Annotated in this window: 19 protein-coding genes; 13 read left to right on the forward strand and 6 right to left on the reverse strand. The window is 69.0% G+C overall.

Going from position 1 to position 24,279, the window contains the following annotated elements:
* Positions 1-13: 13 nt before the first annotated feature.
* Positions 14-580: a GNAT family N-acetyltransferase gene (locus FB547_RS11375; protein ID WP_145742286.1), complete on the forward strand. Its 567-nt coding sequence runs from the start codon at positions 14-16 to the stop codon at positions 578-580.
* A gap of 10 nt (positions 581-590) precedes the next feature.
* Here FB547_RS11375 and FB547_RS11380 read toward each other — a convergent pair whose 3' ends face one another.
* Positions 591-1,946, reverse strand: a complete 1,356-nt coding sequence (locus FB547_RS11380; protein WP_145742288.1) for a PQQ-dependent sugar dehydrogenase — start codon at positions 1,944-1,946, stop codon at positions 591-593.
* Positions 1,947-2,108: 162 nt separating this feature from the next.
* Here FB547_RS11380 and FB547_RS11385 point away from each other — a divergent pair, with 162 nt between their 5' ends.
* The 4 genes from FB547_RS11385 to FB547_RS11400 all read left to right on the forward strand — a co-directional run bounded on the left by FB547_RS11385 (position 2,109) and on the right by FB547_RS11400 (position 7,386).
* Positions 2,109-2,858: an alanyl-tRNA editing protein gene (locus FB547_RS11385; protein ID WP_145742290.1), complete on the forward strand. Its 750-nt coding sequence runs from the start codon at positions 2,109-2,111 to the stop codon at positions 2,856-2,858.
* 52 nt (positions 2,859-2,910) lie between these two features.
* The gene (locus FB547_RS11390) at positions 2,911-5,124 is read left to right on the forward strand and encodes a protein-disulfide reductase DsbD family protein (protein WP_186454148.1); all 2,214 of its coding nucleotides are present in this window, start codon (positions 2,911-2,913) and stop codon (positions 5,122-5,124) included.
* A 93-nt stretch (positions 5,125-5,217) separates the two neighbouring features.
* Positions 5,218-5,910, forward strand: coding sequence for a thioredoxin family protein (locus FB547_RS11395; RefSeq protein WP_186454149.1), 693 nt, complete (start codon positions 5,218-5,220; stop codon positions 5,908-5,910).
* Positions 5,911-6,015: 105 nt separating this feature from the next.
* Positions 6,016-7,386 (forward strand): MFS transporter, encoded by a 1,371-nt coding sequence (locus FB547_RS11400; protein WP_145742294.1) that lies wholly within the window; start codon positions 6,016-6,018, stop codon positions 7,384-7,386.
* Positions 7,387-7,393: 7 nt separating this feature from the next.
* Here FB547_RS11400 and FB547_RS11405 read toward each other — a convergent pair whose 3' ends face one another.
* Positions 7,394-8,113 (reverse strand): SDR family oxidoreductase, encoded by a 720-nt coding sequence (locus FB547_RS11405; protein ID WP_145742296.1) that lies wholly within the window; start codon positions 8,111-8,113, stop codon positions 7,394-7,396.
* 77 nt (positions 8,114-8,190) lie between these two features.
* Between FB547_RS11405 and FB547_RS11410 the strand changes: the two genes are divergently transcribed.
* The 3 genes from FB547_RS11410 to FB547_RS11420 all read left to right on the forward strand — a co-directional run bounded on the left by FB547_RS11410 (position 8,191) and on the right by FB547_RS11420 (position 12,862).
* A complete protein-coding gene (locus FB547_RS11410) occupies positions 8,191-9,126 on the forward strand; it encodes a LysR family transcriptional regulator (protein ID WP_145742298.1) in 936 nt (311 codons plus the stop codon).
* A gap of 33 nt (positions 9,127-9,159) precedes the next feature.
* Complete coding sequence (gene hemE, locus FB547_RS11415) at positions 9,160-10,272, forward strand: uroporphyrinogen decarboxylase (protein ID WP_145742300.1); 1,113 nt, start codon at positions 9,160-9,162, stop codon at positions 10,270-10,272.
* Positions 10,273-10,747: 475 nt separating this feature from the next.
* A complete protein-coding gene (locus FB547_RS11420; RefSeq protein WP_186454150.1) occupies positions 10,748-12,862 on the forward strand; it encodes a primosomal protein N' in 2,115 nt (704 codons plus the stop codon).
* A 30-nt stretch (positions 12,863-12,892) separates the two neighbouring features.
* On the opposite strand, the gene FB547_RS11425 is transcribed toward FB547_RS11420, so the two are convergent.
* Positions 12,893-13,102, reverse strand: a complete 210-nt coding sequence (locus tag FB547_RS11425) for a hypothetical protein (protein WP_012745878.1) — start codon at positions 13,100-13,102, stop codon at positions 12,893-12,895.
* A 255-nt stretch (positions 13,103-13,357) separates the two neighbouring features.
* On the opposite strand from FB547_RS11425, the gene FB547_RS11430 reads away from it, so the two are divergent.
* On the forward strand, positions 13,358-14,014 hold the full coding sequence (locus tag FB547_RS11430; protein WP_145742302.1) for a hypothetical protein: 657 nt from the start codon (positions 13,358-13,360) through the stop codon (positions 14,012-14,014).
* A 6-nt stretch (positions 14,015-14,020) separates the two neighbouring features.
* On the opposite strand, the gene FB547_RS11435 is transcribed toward FB547_RS11430, so the two are convergent.
* The gene (locus tag FB547_RS11435; RefSeq protein WP_145742304.1) at positions 14,021-15,034 is read right to left on the reverse strand and encodes an AEC family transporter; all 1,014 of its coding nucleotides are present in this window, start codon (positions 15,032-15,034) and stop codon (positions 14,021-14,023) included.
* Positions 15,035-15,154: 120 nt separating this feature from the next.
* Between FB547_RS11435 and FB547_RS11440 the strand changes: the two genes are divergently transcribed.
* The 4 genes from FB547_RS11440 to nadE are packed head-to-tail and all read left to right on the forward strand — an operon-like array spanning position 15,155 to position 19,754.
* Positions 15,155-17,260 carry an ATP-dependent helicase gene (locus FB547_RS11440; protein ID WP_145742305.1) on the forward strand — a complete coding sequence of 702 codons (2,106 nt, stop codon included), beginning with the start codon at positions 15,155-15,157 and terminating at the stop codon, positions 17,258-17,260.
* On the forward strand, positions 17,257-17,721 hold the full coding sequence (locus tag FB547_RS11445) for a hypothetical protein (RefSeq protein ID WP_145742307.1): 465 nt from the start codon (positions 17,257-17,259) through the stop codon (positions 17,719-17,721). The genes FB547_RS11440 and FB547_RS11445 overlap by 4 nt, the downstream gene beginning before the upstream one ends.
* Entirely contained in the window at positions 17,718-18,887 is a 1,170-nt protein-coding gene (locus FB547_RS11450; protein WP_145742309.1) for a phospholipase A, read from the forward strand. The genes FB547_RS11445 and FB547_RS11450 overlap by 4 nt, the downstream gene beginning before the upstream one ends.
* Positions 18,888-18,905: 18 nt before the next feature.
* On the forward strand, positions 18,906-19,754 hold the full coding sequence (nadE, locus tag FB547_RS11455; protein ID WP_145742311.1) for an ammonia-dependent NAD(+) synthetase: 849 nt from the start codon (positions 18,906-18,908) through the stop codon (positions 19,752-19,754).
* Positions 19,755-19,789: 35 nt separating this feature from the next.
* Here the strand turns inward: nadE and FB547_RS11460 are convergent, their stop codons facing one another.
* Both FB547_RS11460 and FB547_RS11465 read right to left on the reverse strand, forming a co-directional pair.
* The gene (locus FB547_RS11460) at positions 19,790-21,715 is read right to left on the reverse strand and encodes a PAS domain S-box protein (RefSeq protein WP_145742313.1); all 1,926 of its coding nucleotides are present in this window, start codon (positions 21,713-21,715) and stop codon (positions 19,790-19,792) included.
* 147 nt (positions 21,716-21,862) lie between these two features.
* Positions 21,863-24,268: a diguanylate cyclase domain-containing protein gene (locus tag FB547_RS11465; protein ID WP_145742315.1), complete on the reverse strand. Its 2,406-nt coding sequence runs from the start codon at positions 24,266-24,268 to the stop codon at positions 21,863-21,865.
* Between the last annotated feature and the right edge of the window lie 11 nt (positions 24,269-24,279).

The raw sequence follows: 24,279 nt of genomic DNA on the forward strand, positions 1-24,279 counted from the left end.
CACAATCGGCCGCATGGCCGACAGCATCCAGCCCCCGATCGAATTCGAAACCCCGCGCCTTCGGCTGCGGCAATGGCGCGAGAGCGATCTCGCGCCATTTGCCGCGCTCGCGGCCGATCCGCAGGTGATGGAATTCCTGCTGCCGGTGCCCACGCGGGCCGACAGCGATGCGCTGGCCGCGCGCATCAGCGCCCGCATCGCCGAGCAGGGCTGGGGCCTCTGGGCCGTGGAGCACAAGGCATCGGGCGAGTTCGCGGGCTTCACGGGCCTCAACGTGCCGCTGGCCGCGCTGCCCTTTTCGCCCTGCGTCGAGGTCGGTTGGCGCTTCGCCCGCCAATGGTGGGGCCAGGGGCTGGCGACCGAGGCCGCGCGCGCCGCCTTGCAGATGGGTTTCGAGCGGCTGGGATTCGAAGAGATCGTGGCGTTCACGGCGCTCGGCAACCACCGCTCGGCGGCGGTGATGGAGCGCCTGGGCATGCGCGAGGACCTGGAGGGCGCCTTCGATCACCCGGCCGTGCCCGAGGGGCATGCGTTGCGGCGGCACCGGCTCTATCGCATCGCGCGGCCGCAACAACGATGAAGGCCGCGCGCTACTTCGCCTGCGCCGACACGCGCCAGACCACGTTGCCCACGTCGTCGGCCACCAGCAGCGCGCCGCTCTTGTCGAGCGCCACGCCCACCGGGCGGCCGTGCGCCTTTTCGTCGGCCGAGAGGAAGCCGGTCAGCACGTCGACCGGCGGCCCGCTTGGCTTGCCGCCGGCGAACGGCACGAACACCACCTTGTAGCCCGACTTCGGCTTGCGGTTCCAGGAGCCATGCTCGCCGATGAAGGCGCCGCTCGCGAACTGGGGCGGCATGCCGCGGCCGTCCGAAAACACCAGGCCCAGCGCCGCGACGTGGGCGCCGAGCGCATAGTCCGGCGCGATGGCCTTGGCCACCATTTCGGGGTTCTGCGGCGTGACGCGCGCATCCACCTTGCTGCCGTAGTAGCTCCAGGGCCAGCCATAGAAGGCGCCGTCCTTCACCGAGGTCAGGTAGTCGGGCACCAGGTCGCTGCCGATCTCGTCGCGCTCATTGACCACGGTCCACAGCGCCTTGGCCTCCGGGTGCCAGGCCATGCCGTTGGGGTTGCGCAGGCCGCCCGCGAACAGGCGTTTCTGGCCGCTCTTCACGTCCACTTCCCAGATGGCGGCGCGGCCTTCTTCGGCGGCCATCCCGTTTTCGCCGATGTTGCTGTTGGAGCCGACCGTGACGTAGAGCTTGGTGCCCTCGGGATTGGCGATCACGTTCTTGGTCCAGTGGTGGTTGATGCCCGCGGGCAGCGGCGTGACGACGGTGGGCGTTGCGCCGATCGTGGTCTGGCCCTCGGTGTAGGGCACCTTGACGAGCGCGTCCGCGTTGGCGATGAACAGTTCGTTGCCCACCAGCGCCATGCCGAACGGCGAGCTCAGGTTCGACAGGAACACCTGCCGCACCTCGGCCGCGCCGTCTCCGTCGGCATCGCGCAGCAGCGTGATCCGGTTGGCGCTGGGCACGTTGGCCCCGGCGCGGCCCATGACCTTGCCCATGACCCAGTTGCGGATCTTGCCCATCAGGCCGCCGGCGCCGTCGCTGCCTTCGGGCTTGGGCGGCTTGTTGCTTTCGGCCACCAGCACGTCGCCGTTGGGCAGCGTGTAGACCCAGCGCGGATGGTCCAGCCCGCGTGCCAGCGCGTTCACGCGCAGGCCCGGGGCGGGCTTGGGGGCGGCCGTGTCGGTCCAGCCGACCGCCGCAGCCACGTTGACGGTGGGAATCAGCGTCTTGTGGGGTTCGGCCAGTTGCGGGCGCGGCCCGATGGTGGCCTCGGGCGCCAGCTTGGCGGTTTCGCCGCAGCCGGCCAGCGCCAGCGCTGCAGCCACGGCGGCCATCGCCGCCAGCGGGGAAATGGCGATGCTCGGTATCTTCATTCGCGCTCCTTGGTTGCTGCGGCGCAGGGGCCGCCTTTCTTTCGGCGTTTCATCGCCGTTTCTTCGGCAAATCATGAGGACGGTGCCCGCATGGGCTGTCGGCCATGGGCGCTTTTGGGCGTGGGCGCGCCCCATTCACGCATCGCCGCTACCATCGGCCGCATGACCGACGACCTGTTCCGCGCCGACGCCTACCTGCGCACCTGCGAAGCCCGCATCCTGCGCATCGACGATACCGGCATCGTGCTGGACCGCACGGTGTTCTATCCGCTGGGGGGCGGGCAGGCCGGCGACACCGGCGTGCTGGCACTGGCCGACGGCCGCGAAATCGTCATTGCCGACACCCGCAAGGCGAAGAACGAGGAAGGCCAGCCCACGCAGGAAGTCGTCCATGTGCCCGCGCCGGGCCAGGCCGAACTGCTGGCCGCGCTCGAACCCGGCGCCGCAGTGACCGCGCGCCTCGACTGGGAGCGCCGCCACCGGCTGATGCGCTTCCACACCGCGAGCCACCTGCTGTGCCACCTGGTGCCGGTGCCGGTGAACGGCTGCTCGATCACGCCCGACTACGCGCGCATCGACTTCCACATGACCGATCCGCTCGACAAGGAAGCGCTGACGGCCGGCCTCGCGCGGCTGGTGGAAGCCGCGCATCCGCTGATCGTGGGCGCCATCACCGACGAGGAGCTCGACGCGAATCCCGCGCTGGTCAAGAGCATGAGCGTGCAGCCGCCGCGCGGTACGGGCACGGTGCGCACCATCCGCATCGGCGGCGAAGGCGAGGCGCAGATCGACTTCCAGCCCTGCGGCGGCACGCATGTTGCGAACACCGCCGAGATCGGCGCGGTGATGGTCACCAAGATCGAGAAAAAGAGCGCCAACAGCCGCCGCGTGGTGCTGGGCTGGGCCGCCTGAGCCCGCGCAATCGACCGGAACTTCGCACCGCTCCCCTGCTCCGACTGACGGCATGATCTTTTCCCGTTTTCACATCGCTACGTTTCTGGTAGCAGCCGCCGCAGCCTGCATGCCGGCTGCGGCCCAATTGGCATCAAAACCGGGCGCGGTGGTCACCACCCCCCACGTGCGCGCCGAACTGGTGGCGCATGCGCCCGAGGGCGTTGCGCCGGGCGCACCGGTCTGGGTCGGGCTGCAGATCACCCACCAGCCCGAGTGGCACACCTACTGGAAGAATGCCGGCGATTCCGGCCTGCCCACCGAGCTGAACTGGACGCTGCCGAGCGGCGTGGCGGCCGGCGAGATCGCCTGGCCGGTGCCGCGCAAGATCCCGGTCGGCAACCTCGCCAACTACGGCTACGAAGGCACGGTGCTGCTGCCGGTGCCGCTCGAGGTGTCGAGCAACTTCAAGCCGCCGCTGGCGCTGGGCGCCGGCGCATCGGCGCTCGACGTCCGGCTCAAGGCCAGTTGGCTGGTGTGCCGCAAGGAATGCATTCCCGAGGAAGGCGAATTCACCCTGGCGCTGCCGCTGCAGGGCTCGACCGCGCTGCACAAGGCCGAGTTCGACGCGGCGCAGGCCGCGCAGCCGCAGCCGCTGGGCAAGCCGGGCGCCGTCGAGGTCAGCGGCAACACGCTGCAGGTGCGGCTGGAAGGCCTGCCCGCCTCGATCCACGGCAAGACCCTGGGCTTCTTCCCCGAAACGCCCGAGCTGATCCGTACTGCCGCCGAATCCGGCAAGGACTGGACGCAAAGCTGGCAAGGCGGCACCTGGACCGCCACGCTGCCGCTGGCCGACCAGCGCAGCGCCAGCCCGACGACCCTGCCGCTGGTGGTGGCGCTGGCCGAATCCGACCGGCAGCCGGGCCAGCCCATGGCCTGGCGCGTCGAGGCACCCGTCAGCGGCAGCTGGCCGGCCGCTGCTGCGCCGCGCGCGGAGGTGTCGCCCGCGCTGCAGGCGGCCCTTGCCGCCAATGCGGCCGCCGCTCCTTCATCGACCTCTGCGGAACTGCCGCCGCAACCCACGGTCACGCTGATGGCCGCGCTGCTCGGTGCGCTGCTCGGAGGGCTGCTGCTGAACCTCATGCCCTGCGTCTTCCCGATCCTCGCGATCAAGGTGCTGGGCTTCGCGCGGCAGGCCGGCAACCACCGCGCGCACCGCACCGCGGGCCTGGCCTACACCGCCGGCGTGATGCTCTCGGTGCTCGCGCTGGGCGGCGCGATGCTGGCGCTGCGCGCGGCCGGCGCCCAGCTCGGCTGGGGCTTCCAGCTGCAATCGCCGGCCGTGGTGGCAGCGCTGGCGGCGCTGTTCACGCTGATCGGGCTCAACCTGGCGGGCATGTTCGAGTTCGGCCGCGCGGCGCCCCTGTCGCTGTGCTCGGCCCAGGCCCGGCATCCGATTGCCAACGACTTTCTCTCGGGCGTGCTGGCGGTGGTGATCGCCTCGCCCTGCACCGCGCCGTTCATGGGCGTTTCGCTCGGCTTTGCCATCGGGCTTCCGGCCACCCAGGCGCTGCTGCTGTTCGCCGCGCTGGGCCTGGGCCTGGCGCTGCCGTACCTGATCGCGGGCTTCATCCCGGCCGTGGCGCTGCTGCTGCCCAGGCCCGGCCCCTGGATGAACACGCTGCGCCGGCTGCTGGCGTTCCCGATGTTCGCCACCGTGGCCTGGCTGGTCTGGGTGCTGGGCCAGCAAAGCGGCATCGACGGCGCGGGCACGCTGCTCGCGCTGCTGGTGTGCATGGCCGCCATCGTCTGGGCACTGACGCTGCGCGGCCGCACGCGGCTGGTCATTGCCACGCTGATGGTCGCCTTCACCGCGGTGCTGGCCGCGGCCATCGGACGCAACGTGCTGCAGACGGTGGAGCCGGCCAAGATGGCGGCCACCGCGGGGCAGCGCTGGCAGCCCTGGTCGGCCGAGCGCGTGGCCGAGCTCACGGGCGCCGGGCAGCCGGTGTTCATCGACTTCACGGCCGCCTGGTGCGTGACCTGCCAGTACAACAAGAAGGCCACCCTGGCGGATGCCGAGGTGCTGGCCGATTTCGACCGCAGGAAGGTCGCGATGCTGCGCGCCGACTGGACGCGCCGTGACCCCGCCATCACCGCCGCCTTGACCGCGCTCGGACGCAGCGGCGTGCCGCTGTATGTGCTGCAGGCGCCCGGCAAGGCGCCGGTCGTGCTGACCGAGATCCTGGGCAAGGACGAGGTGCGCGCCGCGCTCGCCGCGCTTTGACCCCCGGCGTGACATGGGTTGTCACATCCACATGAGCAAAGCGGCCTAAGCTGTCGCCGTTGTTCGTTTTTTCTTTTGGAGTTCCAGCTGGCCATGACACTTTCGCCATCGTCCGACTCGCGTTCCATTCGTGCCGCGCGCCACGCCCGCGCGGCCCTCAGCCGCGCCTCGCGCCGCGCCGTGGTGGCGGCCGCCGTGGCGCTGGGCGCCACCTTCCTGATGGGCAACCATGCCTTCGCCGCGCCCGCCGTGGGCCAGCAGGCGCCCGACTTCGTTGCGGTGGACACCAGCGGCGCCAAGCACAAGCTGTCCGACTTTGCCGGCAAGTTCGTGGTGCTCGAGTGGACCAACCCGGGCTGCCCCTTCGTGCGCAAGCACTACAACAGCGGCAACATGCCCGCCACGCAGAAGGCCGCCACCGCCCAGGGCGTGGTCTGGCTGTCGGTCAATTCCACCGAGCGCGCGGCCAGCGACTACCTGCAGCCCGCCGCGCTCGACGCCTGGATGAAGTCGCAGAAGGCCGCGCCCACCGCGGTGCTGATGGACGAGGACGGCGTGATCGGCCAGGCCTACGGCGCGCGCACCACGCCGCACATCTTCATCATCGATCCCAAGGGCATGCTGGTGTATGCCGGCGGCATCGACAGCATCGCCTCGGCGCGGCCGGACGACATCAAGAGCGCGACCAACTACGTGAACCAGGCGCTCGGCGAGGCCTTCGGCGGCAAGCCGATCTCGACGGCCTCGACGCGGCCCTACGGCTGCTCGGTGAAGTACAAGAGCTGACGACGCCCCACGGGCAGTGACAGGTACCTGACTCGCGCGGTCAGGCGGTGGTCGGGAACCCCGGCCTACCCTCGGGTGAACGACACCGCCCAAGGGGACAACGAGATGAATCCTGCGCAATCCGCCGCGCAACCATCGGCCGCGGCCGCCGACCGCGCCGCTTCAGGCACCGCTTCTTCCAGCGCCTCTTCTTCCTCCTCCTCGAAATTCGCCACCGTGCTGCGCGTGACGGGCGGCAATTTCATGGAGATGTTCGACTTCTTCCTGTTCGGCTTCTACGCCACGCAGATCTCGAAGGCCTTCTTCCCGGCGGGCAACGAATTCGCCTCGCTGATGCTGACCTTCATGACCTTCGGCGCGGGCTTCCTGATGCGGCCGCTGGGCGCGATCTTCCTCGGCGCGTACGTCGACCGCGTGGGCCGCCGCAAGGGCCTGATCGCCACGCTCGCGCTGATGGCAGTGGGCACGCTGCTCATCGCCTGCGTGCCGGCCTACGCCACCATCGGCTTCGCGGCGCCGCTGCTGGTGCTGGTCGGGCGGCTGCTGCAGGGTTTCTCGGCCGGCGTGGAGCTGGGCGGCGTTTCGGTCTATCTGTCGGAGATGGCCACGCCGGGGCGCAAGGGCTTCTACGTGAGCTGGCAGTCGGCCAGCCAGCAGGTGGCGATCATCGTGGCGGCCGCGCTCGGCTACTGGCTCAACGTGACCTTCACCTCGCAGGAGATCGGCGACTTCTACTGGCGCATTCCGTTCTTCGTCGGCTGCCTGATCGTGCCGGTGCTGTTCATCATCCGCCGATCGCTGCAGGAGACCGAGGAGTTCATGGCGCGCAAGCACCGGCCCGATGCGCGCGAGATCTTCCAGTCGATGGTGGCCAACTGGGGCCTCGTCGTGGCCGGGATGATGCTGGTGTCGATGACCACCGTGTCGTTCTACCTGATCACGGTCTACACGCCCACCTTCGGCAAGTCGGTGCTGCACCTGAGCACGACCGATGCGCTGGTCGTCACGCTGTGCGTGGCCATCTCCAACTTCATCTGGCTGCCGGTCATGGGCGCACTGTCCGACCGCGTGGGCCGCAGGCCGCTGCTGATCCTGTTCACGGTGCTGACCATCCTCACCGCGTACCCATCGCTCAAGTGGCTGGTCGGCGCGCCGAGCTTCGCTCGCATGCTGGAGGTGGAGCTCTGGCTGTCGTTCCTCTACGCGAGCTACAACGGCGCGATGGTGGTGGCGCTCACCGAGGTGATGCCGGTCAATGTGCGCACTGCAGGCTTCTCGCTCGCGTACAGCCTCGCGACGGCGCTGTTCGGCGGTTTCACGCCGGCCATCGCCACCGGGCTGATCGAGATGACCGGCGACAAGGGCGCGCCGGGCCTGTGGATGACGGCCGCCGCCGCCTGCGGGCTGGTGGCGACGTTGATGCTTTACCGGCGCAACGTGAACCCGGAGGATGCGCAGCGCGTACCGTTGGTCTGAGTTCTTTTCAGACCAGCCGCAGGCCGCCATCGCACTCGATGACCGTGCCCGTGGTGTAGCCGTTTCCGATCAGGAACTCGATCGCATGCGCAACGTCCTGCGGCTGGCCGACGCGGCCGACGGGCAGCAGCTCGACCTGCTGGCGGAACAGCTCGTCCTTGGCTGCAGCAGGCATGCGGTTCCACCAGGGCGTATCGACCAGCCCCGGCGACACCGCATTCACGCGGCTCGGCCCGAGCTCGCGCGCGAGGCTGCCGACCATGGCCTCCAGCGCCCCGTTGATGGCGGCGAGCCCCGACGTGCCGGGCAATGCGTTGCGCGCCGAGATCGCCGTCACGAAAGTGATGCTGCCGCCCTTTCGCAGCACCTTGAGGCCGGCCTGCGCGGCTTCGAGCTGCGGCCAGAATTTGGCCTCGAAGCCGCGCCGCAGCGATGACAGGTCGAGCTGCGCGAACTCGCCCGCGCCCTCGCCGCCGCTGAGCGTGAGCACCAGATGGTCGATGGGCCCCGTGGTCTCGAAGAACGCATCGAGTGCCCCCCGATCGCAGGCATCGAACGCATGCGCGCTCACGCTGCCGCCCAGGCTGCTGGTGGCTTGCCGCAGCTTGTCCCTGTCGCGCCCCGCCGCGAAGACGCGCGCGCCGGCCGCCGCGAGCCGCCGCACGGTTTCCAGCCCCACGCCCGAGGAGCCGCCGATCACCGCCACTGTCTGGTGTTCCAAAGCCATGTCAGATCCTTCACAAGATGTTTTGCAAGGACTTCAGCGTAGGGATCGCAGGCTTATCATTCCAATCGTTTGGAATCATGAACAACATCAATCAAAGTGATTTCAGGCGGCTCGACCTGAACCTGCTGCTGGTGTTCCATGCACTGCTTCAGGAGCGCAGCGTCACCCGCGCAGCCAACCGCCTGTTCCTCGGGCAGCCGGCCCTGAGCGGTGCACTCAAGCGCCTTCGTGCGGCCTTTGGCGATGAACTGTTCGTGCGCACCTCGCACGGCATGACGCCCACGCCGCGCGCGATCGAACTGTCGCGTGCGATCGAGCCGCTGCTGCTGTCGCTGCAGCAGGCGCTGCATTCGAAACCCGCCTTCGATCCCGCAACGGCCGAGCGGGTGTTCCGCATCGGCCTGAGCGATGCGCTCGAGATCGCGCTGATGCCACCGCTCATGCAACGGCTGTCGGCCGAGGCGCCGGGCATCCGGCTGATCGCACGGGCGGCGGACCGCACCACGGCGCGCGACCTGCTCGATGCGGCCGAGATCGAACTTGCGCTGGGCGTGTTCACCGAATGCGCGGCCTGGCACCGGCAGCGCGCGCTGTTCGACTGGAATTTCGTGTGCGTGTACAACCCCGCGCTCGTCAAGGCGCGCGGCAAGCACCTGACGCTGAAGGAATACCTCAGCCACCCGCATCTGCTCACGTCCTTCGGCGCCGACCTGAGCGGACTGGTCGACGAACTGTTGCAGCGGAAGGGGCTCACGCGCAGGGTCGTGTTCTCGAGCCGCAATTTCGCGACCAGCCCCTTCATCGTGCGGCAGATGGCCGCGATCACCACAGTGCCGACCTTCGCAGCCGGCAGCTGGCGCGACGCGCTCGGGCTCGCGGTGAGTCCGCTGCCTTTCGACAGCCCCGGCTACGCGGTGTCGGCGATGTGGCCTTCGGTGCACGACGCCGATCCCGGCCTGCAATGGCTGATCGGCCTGCTGACCGGGACCTTCGGCGGCAAGGCTTTTGCCTGAGGCGCGGGCGCGGGCGCCTGCGACAATCGGGGGATGCCTTTCGCCCCCTTGCAAAACGACACTTTCCTGCGGGCCTGCTGGCGCCAGGCCACCGACCACACGCCCGTCTGGCTCATGCGCCAGGCCGGACGCTACCTGCCCGAGTACGTGGCCACGCGCGCCAGGGCCGGCAGCTTCATGGGGCTGGCGACCAACGTCGACTACGCCACCGAAGTCACGCTGCAGCCGCTCGCGCGCTATCCGCTCGACGCGGCCATCTTGTTCTCCGACATCCTCACCGTGCCCGACGCGATGGGGCTGGGCCTGTCGTTCGAGGCCGGCGAAGGCCCGCGTTTCGCGCGCCCGGTGCAGGATGAAGCGGCCGTTGCGGCGCTCGAGGTGCCCGACATGGCCAGGCTGCGCTACGTGTTCGACGCCGTGGCGTCGATCCGCAAGGCGCTGGCCGGCCGCGTGCCGCTGATCGGCTTTTCGGGCAGCCCCTGGACGCTGGCCTGCTACATGGTCGAAGGCGCGGGCTCGAGCGACTACCGGCTCGTGAAGAGCATGCTCTACGCGCGTCCCGACCTGCTGCACCGCCTGCTCGCGGTCAATGCCGATTCGGTGGCCGCCTACCTCAATGCGCAGATCGACGCCGGCGCGCAGGCCGTGATGGTGTTCGACAGCTGGGGCGGCGTGCTGGCCGACGGCGCGTTCCAGGAATTCAGCCTCGCCTACACGGCGCGCGTGCTGGCCGGCCTCAAGCGCAACGGCGCCGACGGCCAGCCGGTGCCGCGCATCGTCTTCACCAAGGGCGGCGGCCTCTGGCTCGAGGCCATGCGCGAACTCGATTGCGAAGTGCTCGGCGTCGACTGGACCGTGAACCTCTCGGCCGCGCGCCGGCTGGTCGGCGAAGGCTCGGATGCCAGGGCCAAGGCCCTGCAGGGCAACATCGACCCCAACGTGCTGTTCGCACCGCCCGCGCAGGTCGAGGCCGAGGTGGCAAAGGTGCTGCGGGCCTTCGGCAAGCCGCATGCCGATGCCGCTTCCAAGGGCCCGACCCACATCTTCAACCTGGGCCACGGCATCAGCCAGTTCACGCCGCCGGACCATGTGGCGGCGCTGGTGCAGGCGGTGCATGCACAATCGCGCGCCCTGCGCAAAGGTTAAAAACGGTAAACGAGCCGCCCGCCGCGCAGGGACGCGGCCGCGGCCCCAAAAATCGATTTCCTGGCGTTTGTCAAGCATAAAAACGGTGTAGGAACACCGACTTATGCACAAAACACGTGTTGCACTGCGCAAGATTATCTGTAGGTCTCCCCTCTTTGCTCCTAAACCAGTAGCGACGCTAAGTTGTTGATTTATATAGGAATTGAACTTTGCTTTTTTTGAGGGCAATCCAGCCAGAGGCTTGATTTTCAAGGCTCGCCGGCGTGTCGAGCCCGGTTGTCAACAAAGTTATCCACAGAAACTCTGGATGGCTCCCAAAGCGCTGGAAAATCAACGACTTAAGCGATCTTGCTCAAAGTCGCATTAACAAACCTTGCCAACAAGGACGTCCATTCCCATCGTCGACCCTGCCTCCGAAACAGCCGCAGCGCCAGCGGCCGGCTCCGCGCCGGCGGCGGCAAGCGGGCCGGCCGCAATGGCCTGGCGGCTCGACATCGCGGTGCAGACGCCCGCCCATGCGGCGCTCGGCGACCTGCTGAGCTATGCCAGCCCGATCCCCCTCGTGCCCGGCACGCTGGTGCGGGTGCCGCTGGGCCGGCGCGAGGTGCTGGGCGTGGTCTGGAATCCGCCGGTCCCGCTCGACAATGCCGAGCCCGACATGGCGCTGAAGCCCGTGGGCGCCGCGCTGGACGCGCTGGCCCCGCTCGGCGAGGCCTGGCGCGACCTCGCGGCCTTTGCCGCGCGCTACTACCAGCGTTCGATCGGCGAGATCGCCCTGGCCGCGCTGCCGCCGCAGCTGCGCGACCTGAGCGGAACGCAGCTGGCGCGCCGGCTCAAGCGCAAGACGGCGGCCGGCCCCGTGGCCGAGACGGCCGAGGCCGCGCACCCGGTCGCGCTGAGCGCGGAGCAGACCGCCGCGCTGGCCCGCATCGAGGCGGGCGAGGCCGGCACCTTCCTGCTGGTCGGCAGCACCGGCAGCGGCAAGACCGAGGTCTACCTGCGCTGCGTGGCCGACCTGCTCGCGGCCGACCCCGGCGCGCAGGCGCTGGTGATGGTGCCCGAGATCAACCTGACGCCGCAGCTCGAAGCGCGCTTCAAGGCGCGCTTCGGCGACGACGCGGTGGTGTCGCTGCACAGCGGCATGACCAACCCGCAGCGGCTCGCGAGCTGGCTCGCGGCGCACAGCGGCGCCGCGCGCATCGTGCTGGGCACGCGCATGGCGGTGTTCGCGTCGATGCCGGGCCTGAAGCTCGTGGTGGTCGACGAAGAACACGACCCGAGCTACAAGCAGCAGGAAGGCGCGCGGTATTCGGCGCGCGACCTCGCCGTCTGGCGCGGCCAGCGCGAGGGCGCGAAAGTCATCCTCGGCTCGGCCACGCCCTCGCTCGAAAGCTGGCACCAAAGCCGCCCCGCCGAGGGCGAGGACCCGGGCGGGCGCTATGTGCGGCTGGCCATGCCGTCGCGCATCGGCGCCGGGGAGCTGCCCACGGTGCGGCTGGTCGACATGAACCTGCAGCCGCCCAAGACCGTGATCTCGGGCGCGCTGCTCGACGCCATCGGCCAGCGCATCGGGCGCGGCGAGCAGAGCATGGTGTTCCTGAACCGCCGCGGCTATGCGCCGGTGCTGGCCTGCGCCGACTGCGGCTGGAAAAGCGAATGCCCGCACTGCAGCGCCTACCGCGTGTTCCACAAGATCGACCGCACGCTGCGCTGCCACCACTGCGGCTTCACCGAGCGCGTGCCGCGCGCCTGCCCGTCCTGCGGCAACCCCGACATCGCGCCCGTGGGCCGCGGCACCGAGCGGCTCGAAGAACACCTCGCGGAACTGTTCGCCGCGGTGAGGCGGCCCGACGGCAGCGCGGTGCCCGGGCCCGTCAGGATTGCGCGCATCGATGCCGACAGCACCAGGAAGCAGGGCGCGCTCGAGTCGCAGCTCGCGGCCGTGCATTCGGGCGAGGTCGACGTGCTGGTGGGCACGCAGATGATCGCCAAGGGGCACGACTTCCGGCGCATCACGCTGGTGGCGGCGGTGAACCCCGACGGCGCGCTGTTCTCCAGCGACTTCCGTGCGCCCGAGCGCCTGTTCAGCCTGCTGATGCAGTCGGCCGGCCGCGCGGGCCGCGACGCCGCCTACCTGGCGGCGCAGGGCGCCACGGCCGAGATGTGGATCCAGACCCACCACGCGCAGCACCCGCTTTTTTCCGCGCTCCGCAAGCACGACTACACGGCCTTCGCGCGGCAGCAGCTCGAGGAGCGCGCCGCCGCCGGCATGCCGCCCTTTGCCTTCCAGGCGCTGCTGCGGGCCGATGCGCGCACCCAGGAAGCCGCGCAGGCGTTCCTGAACGCAGCCAGCGCCGCCGCCGAGGCGCTGGAAGGCGCCGACCGGGTGGTGCGCTACCCCGCGGTGCCGCTGGCGATCCAGCGCGTGGCCAACGTGGAAAGGGCGCAGATGCTGATCGAAAGCCCCTCGCGTGCCGCCTTGCAGCGCCTGCTGGCGCAGTGGCAGCCGCTGCTGCACGCCCTCAGGCGCACGCCCGAAGGCAAGGGCGTGATCCGCTGGCTGGTCGATGTCGACCCGCACAGCATCTAGGGCCTGCCTCGCAGACCCCGGCCGCGACACTCAGTACAGGCCTGCAGGCTCCTTGCCGACGTCGACGTAGCGCAATTCGGTGCTGCGGCGCCGCGCGCTGCTGGCGGGCCATGCGAACACCACCAGGCTCAGGGCACCCAGCGCAAGCGAAGTGCCGGCGCCGAGCATGTCGGCATGCCAGGACCAGCTCACGCCGGCAACCCAGGCCAGCCACAGCAGGATACGAATAAGTATTGCCATCGTGCTGCCCCATTCAAACATTGGTTTGTTAACACTCTAGCAGGCATTATGCAAACTCAAGTATTCATCTGAAGTAGTAGCAGTAGCTATGCCTTACGGCCGTTACTCGGCAGCGGAAATATTCTGAAAAAACCGTTGACTGCGCCCCCGCGCGCTGCACAAGCTGTCGCTGTGCGACGCCCGTTCCGGCGGCGCACCTCAAGCAAAGCGCGCTGGTCCTCGGGGTCGTCTGTCGTGAAACTGCCTTCATCTGCTGTGGTTGCGGTTTTCCTGTTTGCATGCCTTGCATGTGCATGCCCGGCGGCCGAACTCGACCTGCAGGGCAGCCGTCTCGTGGTGTCGGGCATGCTCGACGGCAGCGCCATCAAGACCTTCACCGAGCACCTGGGCAGGGGCACCGTGCGCACCGTGGTGTTCGAGGATTCGTTCGGCGGCACCGCCGAGGCGGCCGGCGCCTTTGCCGACGCCATCCGCGCGAGCGGCGTGGATACCGAGATCCGCGGCCAGTGCATGGCCGCCTGCGCCTATGCCTTCCTGGCCGGCAAGGCGCATCGCTTCGGCTACGGCCTGCAGGTGAACGGCGTGCTGCTGCCGGTGGCGGCAAGGCCCACGGCCGCCGAGCTGGCGGTGCGCTGGCGCGGCGAGGAAGCCCACAAGACGCTGGCGGAATTCACGCCCATTGCGGCGGCCGCGCCCGTCCAGCCCACGGAAACCCGCGCCGCCGGGACACCCAGGGAGAACTCCAGGGACAACTGGCAGCCCGAGCACGGCGTGCTCTTCACAGCCAGCCCGACGCTGTTCGGCCGCATCTACAACGCGTTCTATTGCGACGGCACCCAGGGCCGCGACTTCTCCAAGTGCGAGCGCCTGTCCGATGCCGATCCTTTCAAGCTGGGCGTGCTGACGCCCTGAGGCCGCTCAGCGCAGCACGCCGACCGCGAACGGAAAGCTGAAGAAGGTCGCCACCGTCGTCCACAGGATGATGCGCGCGATGCGGCCGTTGTCGGCCCCGAAGCGCTCGGCCAGCATCGAGACGTTGCTCGCGCTCGGCAGCGCCGCCACCAGCACGATCACCATCAGCGCCGAAGAAGACAGCGGCAGGCCCAGGGCCATGGCCCCCTGCCCCAGCACCCAGACCAGCACCGGATGCACGAGCAGCTTGACCGCCACCACCGGCAGCACGTCGGCCAGCGGCGCCCTGGAAGGCACCGCCGACTTCGTGCCCATGGCGGCTGCCACCGCCGCGCTGGCGCCATGCTCGCGCGCGAGCAGCGCCGAGCGCGCCAGCACCGCGCCGATGGTGAACAGCGCCACCGGCGAAGCCGCGTCGGCCAGCATGGCGATGGTGCGCTCCACCGGCCCCGGCAGGCGCCAGTGCGCCGCCGAGAGCAGCACGCCCAGCAGGATCGACCACGGCATCGGATTGACCAGCACGCCGCGCAGCGCCTGGCGCGCGGCCAGCCGCGGCCCATGCGGCCCGCCGGCGCCGTCCAGGCGCGACAGCGCAATGCACAGCGAAGAAGTCACGACCAGGTCGAACGCGATGGTGATGATCATCGGCCCCGCAGCCTGCGCGCCCAGCAGTGCCACCAGCAGCGGCACGCCCATGAAGCCGGTGTTCGGAAAGGCCGCGACCAGTGCGCCGAAGGCGCCGTCGTTCCAGCCGATGCGTGCGTTGCGGGTGAAAACGACCACGCCCGCCACCACGGCCAGCGCGCTCAGGCCCCAGACCAGCGCCACGCTGCCATCGAGCAGCTGCCCGATCGGCGTGCCCGCGCCAAAGCGCAGCAGCATGCACGGCAGCGCGAAGTACAGCACGAAGGTGTTGAGGCCCGGAATCGCGTCCAGCGGCAGGATCCGGGCGCGCGCGGCGCCGTAGCCGGCCGCGATCAGCGCGAAGAAAGGAAAAGTTACGAGAAATACAGGCAGCACGCGCTGATTGTCGCCGCGTCCCGCATCGTGAACTCTGGCGGCCTTCCCGGAAACATGCGCCCCGTATCATTGCGCGCTTTGCGCCAGCCGTTCCTTCGCGGCCTTCCGTCCCCACTCCCCATGTCCTCCGGTCTCAATCTCGCGCAACAAGAAGCTGTCAACTACCTGCACGGCCCCTGCCTGGTGCTGGCGGGCGCGGGCTCGGGCAAGACGCGCGTCATCACGCACAAGATCGGCCGGCTGATCCAGGCCGGGCTCGAGCCCAAGCGCATTGCGGCCATCACCTTCACCAACAAGGCCGCGAGCGAAATGCGCGAGCGCGCCAAGGGACTGATCGGGCGCGAGGCGAAGCATGTGGTGATCTGCACCTTCCACGCGCTGGGCGTGCGCATGATGCGCGAGGACGGCGCCGTGCTCGGCCTGAAGCCGGCCTTCAGCATCCTGGACAGCGACGACGTCACCAAGATCCTCAAGGACGCGGGCGGCACCACCGACACCGCCACCGCGCGCATCTGGCAGTGGACCATCAGCAAGTGGAAGAACATGGGCCTGAACGCCGCGCAGGCCGAGGCGGCCGCGGTGGACGACAACGAGCGCATCACCGCGCGCATCATGGCGCGCTACGAAGAGCGGCTCACGGCCTACCAGAGCGTCGACTTCGATGACCTGATCGGCATGCCGCTCAAGCTGCTGCGCGACTTCGACGAAGTGCGCGCCAAGTGGCAGGCCGCGCTGGGCCACATCCTGGTGGACGAATACCAGGACACCAACGCCACGCAATACGAGGTGCTGAAGGCGCTGGCCGGCGAGCGCGGGCGCTTCACCGCGGTGGGCGACGACGACCAGTCGATCTACGGCTGGCGCGGCGCCACGCTGGACAACCTGCGCAAGCTGCCGGTCGACTATCCCAACCTGAAGGTCATCAAGCTCGAACAGAACTACCGCTCGACCAGCGCGATCCTGCGCGCGGCCAACAACGTGATCGGCCCCAACCCCAAGCTGTTTCCGAAGACGCTGTTCTCCGAGCTCGGCGAAGGCGAGCCGGTGCGCGTGGTCGATGCCGACTCCGAGGCGCACGAGGCCGAGCGCGCGGTGGCGCGCATCATCAGCCTGCGCGCGGGCGACACCGCCGTGCAGGGCAAGCAGTACAAGGAGTTCCGCGACTTCGCCATCCTCTACCGCGCCAACCACCAGGCACGCGTGTTCGAGCAGGCGCTGCGCAAGGCGCAGATTCCCTACAAGGTGTCGGGCGGCCAGAGCTTCTTCGACCGCGCCGAGATCAAGGACCTGTGCGGCTGGTTCCGCCTCTGGGTCAACAACGACGACGACCCGGCGTTCCTGCGCGCCATCACCACGCCCAAGCGCGGCATCGGCCACACCACGCTCGCGAGCCTGGGCACCTTTGCCAGCCAGTACAAGCTGAGCCTGTTCGAGGCGCTGTTCAGCCCGTCGCTGCCGAGCGTGATGCCCAAGCGCACGCTCGAGGGCATCCACGAGTTCGGCCGCTACATCAACGACCTCGAATACCGCGCGCGCCGCACCATGGGCGCGGAAGACTCGCGCACCTTCATGCTCGACTGGCTCAAGGAGATCGACTACGAGAAGCATCTCTACGACGGCGAGGACAGCGAACAGGCCGCGGCCGCGCGCTGGACCAACGTGATGGAGTTCGTCGACTGGATGTCGCAGCGCGCCGGCGGCACCCTCGACGATGCCTCGGGCGCCGACAGCAACATCGAGACTGAGCGCAAGAGCCTGCTCGAGGTGGCGCAGACCATCTCGCTGCTGTCGACCATCAGCGAGCGCGAGCAGGACCAGAACGTGGTCACGCTGTCCACGCTGCATGCCTCCAAGGGCCTCGAATGGCCGCACGTGATGCTGATCGGCGTGACCGAGGGCCTGCTGCCCTTCAAGCTCGAGGACGACAACGGCCGCCAGCTCCAGGTGAGCGACGACACGCTGCAGCGGCTGCAGGAAGAGCGCCGCCTGATGTACGTAGGCATCACGCGCGCGCAGCGCAGCCTGGCCGTGAGCTGGACCAAGAAGCGCAAGCAGGGCCGCGAGATGGTGCCCTGCGTCCCGAGCCGCTTCATCGCCGAGATGGGCCTGGACAAGACCACCACCCGCGAAGACCCGCGCGAGAAGCTCAAGGCGCTGCGCGCCGAGTTCGCGCGCAAGGCACAGGACAGCGCGGCCGCCAAGGCCGCGGCCGCGGCGGCACCATGAAGAGGCTGCTGCCCGCCTTCCTCGCCGTTCTTCTTGCCGCCACGGGCTGTGCCACGGCAACGCAGGGCGGCGGCGCCGGCTGCCCCGCCGATGCGCGCGAGCTGCCGCTGCAGTCGCTCTACGGCCGCTGGGAGGCGCGCTTCGACGGCGCTCCCGCCGCGGCCACGGTGCAGCTCGGCAAACACCCCGATTACGCCGGCGTGCGCGGCACCATCACACGCGACGCCGCGGGCGGCAGCGCCCGGCCCGAGGTGGCGCAGCTCGCGGGCGACGTCGACGACGACGGCGCCCTCTCCATCGACGAATCGCTGGATGGCCGCGCCATCAGCGGCGTCTGGGCCGGCACCCTGCAGCCCGGCTCCTGCGGCCGGGAATTCAGGGGCACGTGGCGCAACGCCGCGGACGAAAGCACGCATCCGTTCGTGCTGAACAAAACAGGGGGGACGCAAGGAAACCAATGACCCAACGAACACACGCCATCTTCTCCGGGCTGGCGACCCTCGCGGCCTGCCTGGGCACCGCCACCGCGCATGCGCAGGCCGTCGACCAGCCACGCAGCCCGCTGGCCGACGCGCAGCTGACCTGGCAGCAGTGCGCCGCGCTCGGCAACAGCAACGAAGCGCGCCTGGCCTGCTTCGACCGCTGGGCGCAGCAGCAGACGCTGCCGTCGGTTTCGGTGCCCGTGGCGCCGCCGGTGCTGGCCAACACGCAGCCGGCACCGCCGGTGGACGCCTCGATACCGGCCACGCGCGTGATTTCGGTCGACACCAACGAAGGCTGCCGCGACCGCCAGTACTCGGCGCTGTCGCGCTTCTGGGAACTGGAGAACGGCACCGATTGCGGCACCTTCGGCTTCCGCGGCTACCGGCCGCTGAACGTGTCGGCCTCGGCCGCCAGCAGCAAGCCCGGCACGCCCACCTCGCCCTCGGAAGGCCACACCGGCACGCCCGTGGCCTACCAGGCCAACGAGATGCGCATCGGGTTGTCGGTGCGTACCAAGATCGCCCAGGGCCTGCTCACGCAGAACGAGCCCGCCAGGAAGGACTCGCTGTGGTTCGCCTACTCGCAGCAGTCGACCTGGCAGCTGTTCAACGGCTCGATCTCGCGGCCGTTCCGCACCACCGACCACGAGCCCGAGCTGATGTATGTCTATCCGCTGGACTTCAACCTGCCCGGCGGCTGGCGCTGGCGCTATGCGGGCGTGGGCGTGGTGCACCAGTCGAACGGCCAGAGCCTGCCGCTGTCGCGCAGCTGGAACCGCGTCTACCTGATGGGCGGCGCCGAACTGGGCGACCGCTTCACCGTCACCGGACGCATCTGGCAGCGCATGTCGGAGGAGGCCGCGAAGGACGACAACCCCGACATCTCCAACTACATCGGCCGCGCCGAAGTCACGGGCCGCTGGAACTTCAACCGCGACAACACCCTGGGCATCACGGTGCGCAACAACCTGCGTGAGAGCGGCCGCGGTTCGGTGCGGCTCGAATGGCTCAAGGCCATCGGCGATTCGACCAAGAGCAACCTGCGCTTCCATACGCAGCTGTTCCACGGCTACGGCGACACGCTGGTGGACTACAACCGCAAGCGCACCGTGCTCAGCATCGGCCTGAGCCTGGTGGATTTCTAGGCAAGCAAGGATCGCTTCATGGATCAGCACCTGACTCCCGTCGACGCCACACAGCGCGAGATCATCGCGGCGCTGCATGTTGCGCCCGTCTTCGATGCCGCGGCGGAAATCGAGCGGCGCACCGCCTTTCTTGCGGACTACCTGCGAGGCACCGGCCTCAAGGCGCTGGTGCTCGGCATCAGCGGCGGCGTCGATTCGCTGACCGCCGGCTGCCTCGCGCAGCGCGCCGTCGAAAGGCTGCGCGCGCAGGGCTACGGCGCCACCTTCATCGCGATGCGGCTGCCCTACGGCGTGCAGAAGGACGAGGACGAGGCGCAGGCCTCGCTCGCAGTGATCAGGCCCGACCGCATCCTCACCGTCGACATCCGCCCCGCGGCCGACGGCATGCTCGCGGCGCTCAAGAAGGGGGACCTGGCCTTCCGCGACGCGGCGCACGAAGATTTCGTGCTCGGCAACATCAAGGCGCGCCAGCGCATGATCGCGCAGTTCGCGGTGGCCGGCGCGCACGACGGCATCGTCATCGGCACCGACCATGCGGCCGAGGCGCTGATGGGTTTCTTCACCAAGTTCGGCGACGGCGCGGCCGACGTGACGCCGCTCACCGGCCTCGACAAGCGCCGCGTGCGGGCCCTCGCGCAGCGGCTCGGCGCGCCCGACGAGCTGGTGTTCAAGGTGCCCACGGCGGACCTCGAGTCGCTGGTGCCGGGCAAGCCCGACGAAGACGCCTTCGGCGTGAGCTACGAGCAGATCGACGATTTCCTCGAAGGCAAGCCGGTGGCTGCGGCGGCGCGCGAGATCATTCTTGCGACGCACCGCAAGAGCGCCCACAAGCGCGCGCTGCCGGTGGAGCCGCCGCACCCGGCCTAGCTTTCCAGCCCGGCTCTGCGCGGCTCTACGCGCCTCTATGCGGCCTTGAAGCGAGGCGGCTCCAGCAGGTGCTCGAGCAGCGCCGAGAGCTTGTCGACATCGACCGGCTTCGTCAGATGGGCCCGGAAGCCGGCCTCCAGGCTGGTGTCCCTGTCGCTGGCCTGCCCGTAGCCGGTGACGGCGATCAGCGGCGGGGGGTTGACCATCTCCGCGCGCACGCGCCGCGCGACTTCATGGCCGCTCAGGTCGGGCAGGCCGATGTCCAGCAGCACCACATCCGGGTCCTGCGCCTTCACCGCCTCGATGGCGGCCAGCCCGCCATGCACGACGCTGGGTTTGTAGCCCAGCGCCTCCAGCAGCATCGCCATGGTCTCGGCCGCATCCACGTTGTCGTCCACCACCAGCACGCGCTGCTCGCCCACCGGCCGCGGCTGCGCCTCGAGCATGGCGACCGGCGCCTGAGTGGTCGGGAACTGCACCACGAACTCGCTGCCCTCGCCTGGCCTGCCGGTGCTGAACGCGCTGACGCGCCCGCCATGCAGCGTCGTCAGCTGCTGCACCAGGCTGAGCCCCAGGCCCAGTCCGCCCTGCGTCCTGGCCAGGTTCTGCTCGCCCTGCACGAACAGGTCGAAGATCCGCTGCAGGTCCTGCGGCGGTATGCCGGGCCCGTCGTCGCGCACGCTGATGTCCGCATCCGCTGCGCTTCGCGAGAGCGACACGTGGATGTTGCCGCCGTTCCCGGCGAATTTTGCGGCGTTGTGGACCAGGTTGCTGACGATCTGGATGACGCGCGCGCTGTCTCCCGCGATCCAGGGGTCCGCATCCTGCATCTGAAGGTGCAGGGTCTGCGACTTGCCGTCGATCAGCGGGCGCACCGCCTCGATGGCCTCGGCGATGGCATCGCGCAGCCGGACCGGCTTGTTCTCGAGCTGGATCTTGCCGCTCGTGATGCGGCCGACGTCGAGCAGGTCGTCCACCAGCCGGGTCATCTGGCGCAGCTGCCGGCCGATGATGTCGCGGGTGTGCACGACCGCGGCCGACTCCGTCTTCTCCCGCTTGAGGAGCTCGAGCGCGTTGGAGATCGGCGCCAGCGGATTGCGCAGTTCGTGCCCGAGCATCGCAAGGAAGTTCGTCACGCGGCGCCCTTCGTCCTCCAGCGCGGTCACGCGGCGGCGCTCCGTGAGGTCGCGCGTGACCTTGGCAAAGCCGCGGTGCCTGCCGGTGGCATCGTGCAGCGCGGTGATCACCACGCTGGCCCAGAACCGGCTGCCGTCCTTGCGGATGCGCCAGCCCTCGTCCTCGAAGCGCCCGTCCCGCAGCGCATTGCGCAGTTCCTGTTCGGGCCAGCCGCTGGCAGCGACCTCTGGCGGATAGAACCTGGAGAAATGCTGTCCGATGATTTCCGAGGCCTCATAGCCCTTGTTCTTCTGCGCGCCGAGATTCCAGCTCACGATGTGGCCGCCCGGGTCGAGCATGAAGATCGCATAGTCCTTCACGCCCTCGACCAGCAGCCGGAAGCGCTCCTCGCTCATGCGCAGCATCTCGTCCTGGCGGCGGTTCTCGCTGCGGTCCCTGGTGATCAGCGAAAAGCCGCGGGTTTCTCCGCCCGAGCCGGTGATCCGCGTGATGACCACGCTGGCCCAGAAGCGCGTGCCGTCGCTGCGCAGGCGCCAGCCTTCTTCCTCCATGCGGCCATCGCGGCGTGCCGTTTCGAGTGCGTGTTCCGGCCGGTTCTGCTCGAGCAGCTCGGTCGGATAGAAAAGCGAGAAGTGCCGCCCCAGGATTTCGGGAGCGTCGTATCCCTTGAGCTTGCGGGCGCCCTCGTTCCAGCTGATGACGATGCCGCCAGGATCGAGGACGATGATGGCGTAGTCGGTGACCGAATCGACCATCAGCCTGAAATCGGCGTCGGTCAGAGTGCGTTGGTTCAGGGGTGCACTCCCAGCGCCGTGATCTGCCATTGCTCTTTTCCCTTCAGTGGCCGCGCGATCGATGCCACGGCGTGCGGTGCCCGTCGTGAAACGGTGGTGCCAATTTAGGCCAGCCATGGTTACTTTTCGCGTAGGACAAGGTCCAGATTGCGCACCGCATGCGCGGTGCTGCCGGCCTCAGGCGCTGGAAGGCTCTTCGCGCGGCCACGGCGCACCGCCCGGGTTTCCAGGCCTGGGCGCCGCCATCATGAAGCGGTTCTTTCCCTCTTTCTTGGCCGCATAGAGCGCGGTGTCCGCGCGCACGAACAGGGACGGAAAATCCTCGTCCTCCTCCGAAATCGCGACGCCGATGCTGGTGGTGGCCTGCAGCGTGCGGCCGGGCAGGTGGAAAGGCGGCCGCATGGCGGCCAGCACCTTGCCGGCCACCACCTGCGCCTCGGCGGCGCCGCTGGCGCCTTCGAGAAGGATCACGAACTCGTCGCCCGCGTAGCGCGCCGCCATGTCGGTTTCGCGCACGCTCTCCCTCAGCCGGCGGCCAAATTCCCGCAGCACCGCATCGCCCGCCGCATGGCCCAGCGAATCGTTGATGGACTTGAAGTAGTCGATGTCCAGGAACAGCAGGCAGACCGGCAGGCCGGCGCGCCGGGACCTGGCCATGGCGTCGCGCGCATGCTCCTCGAACGAGCGGCGGTTGGGCAGCCCGGTGAGCGCATCCTCGCGCGCGAGGGCATCCAGCTTCATCTGCTTTTGCTTGAGCTCGGTGACGTCGTTCGACAGGATGTACAGCCCGGTAACCGCACCTTGCGCATTGCGCTGGGGCAGATAGGTGGTCTGCAAGGTCCGCTCGCCGATCAGCAGGCTGGCGGTCTGCTCGAAGGACACCACCTCGCCCGCGAATGCCCGCGCCAGCAGCGGTTTGCGGATTTCGTAGTGCGCCTCGCCGATGGCCTCGTGGATGGGGCGGTTCGTCATCGCCTCCGGCGAGACGCCGAGCCAGGCCTGGTATTTGCCGTTGCAGAAGACCACGCGTTCCTCGAGGTCCAGCTCGGCAAGAAGCGCCGGCACGTTGTCGGTCAGCCCGCGCAGGCGCCGCTCGCTTCCGGCGCTGTGCATTTCGGCCTGCTTGCGCTTGCTCACGTCGAAGGTCATTACGTAGTAGCCGGCCAATACGCCGTCGTCGCGGATGTCGGGCGCCAGATGGCATTCGAAGAAGCCCAGCTTGCCGTTGCGCTCGTAGGTGCCTTCGGTGCGCGTCGGCGTTCCCGCGAGCACCTTGGCGATGCCGGGCACGAGTTGCTGGTAGACGTGGTCGGGCAGCGACTCCTGCATGGTCATGCGCCCGATGTCGGCCATGGTCCTGCCGCGCATCCCGAGCCCGGCCTTGTTCGCGAAAAGGCAGCGCTGGCTGCTGTCGAAGTAGGCCACCACCGCCGGCAGGTTGTCGGTCACGTCGCGCAGGAATCTCTCGCTGGCGGCCAGCTTCTCGTTGGCGGCCTGCCGCTCCGACATCAGCAGGTCGAAGGTCCGCGAGAGATCGCCGACCTCGTCGTCCGGCGGCGCCTCCTGCATGGGCGCATAGGCGGTGGCGGCGCGCGAGACCTGCATGTGCTCGCGCAGGCGCGACAGGGGTGCGAGCTGCGCCCGCGCGGTCATGAAGGCCAGCCCCCCGGCCAGCAGCGTCAGCAGCAGTGCGCCGGCCCAGGCATAGCGCTCGATCCGGTCGATCCGGGCAAAGGCCTCGTTCCGCGGATACATCGCGCCCAGCACCCAGTTGGTCTGGCCGATGCGCTTGAAGGCGTAGAGGCCATGGACGCCCGCGGGATCGACGGCCTCCATCGTGCCCTCGAAGCCGGCGATGGCGCGCTCGGTGGCAGGGTTGCGGGCCCCGCCGGCGTCCGCGCGCTGAAGCAGCCGGGACCTGTCGGGGTGGTCGATGACGATGCCGTCCGTGTCCGTGATGAACATGTACCCGCTCTTGCCGAACTTCACGTTGGCAAGTTCGCCCAGGAAGTTCTTTTCCTTGAGGTTGACGAAGGCGGTAATGACATACACGACGTTGCCGCCGCGATCGAGCACGGGTTCGGTCAGGGCGATCTGCGCCAGGCCGCTCACGCGGTTGCGAAAGGGCTTGGATATGACGCCCGCGCGGGCGGCAACCGTGCGCTGGAAGTACTCGCGGTCCTTGATGTTGACCTTGCCGATCGGCTGCGTGCCGTTGAGGTTGGCCACCAGTTCGCCGTCCATGCCGGTGAAGGCCACGTTGTCGAACGCCTCCCTCAGCGAGCCGTGCTGCATGACCAGGTCCTGCAGTTCCCCGGGGCCGGCCAGGCTGCGGCTCTCGATGCCGTCGCCGAAGGCCTTGAGTAGGGTGCGCCGGCTCAGGAACTTCTGGTCCACGGCTCCGGCAATGGCCGATATCCGTTCGAACTCCTCACCGGCGATGGCCGCCTCCATGTTGCGCTTGAGGAAATGGAGCGCGGCGGCGGTGACCCCCATGGTCGTCAGGAAGACGATCGCCAGCACGCCGGCGGACAGGCGCGCGCGCAGGCTCAGGCGGGGGACGGCGGGGAATGGAAGGCGCATCGCAGTGGCCT

The sequence above is a fragment of the Variovorax beijingensis genome, from assembly GCF_007828835.1.
Taxonomy (GTDB): Bacteria; Pseudomonadota; Gammaproteobacteria; order Burkholderiales; family Burkholderiaceae_C; genus Variovorax; species Variovorax beijingensis_A.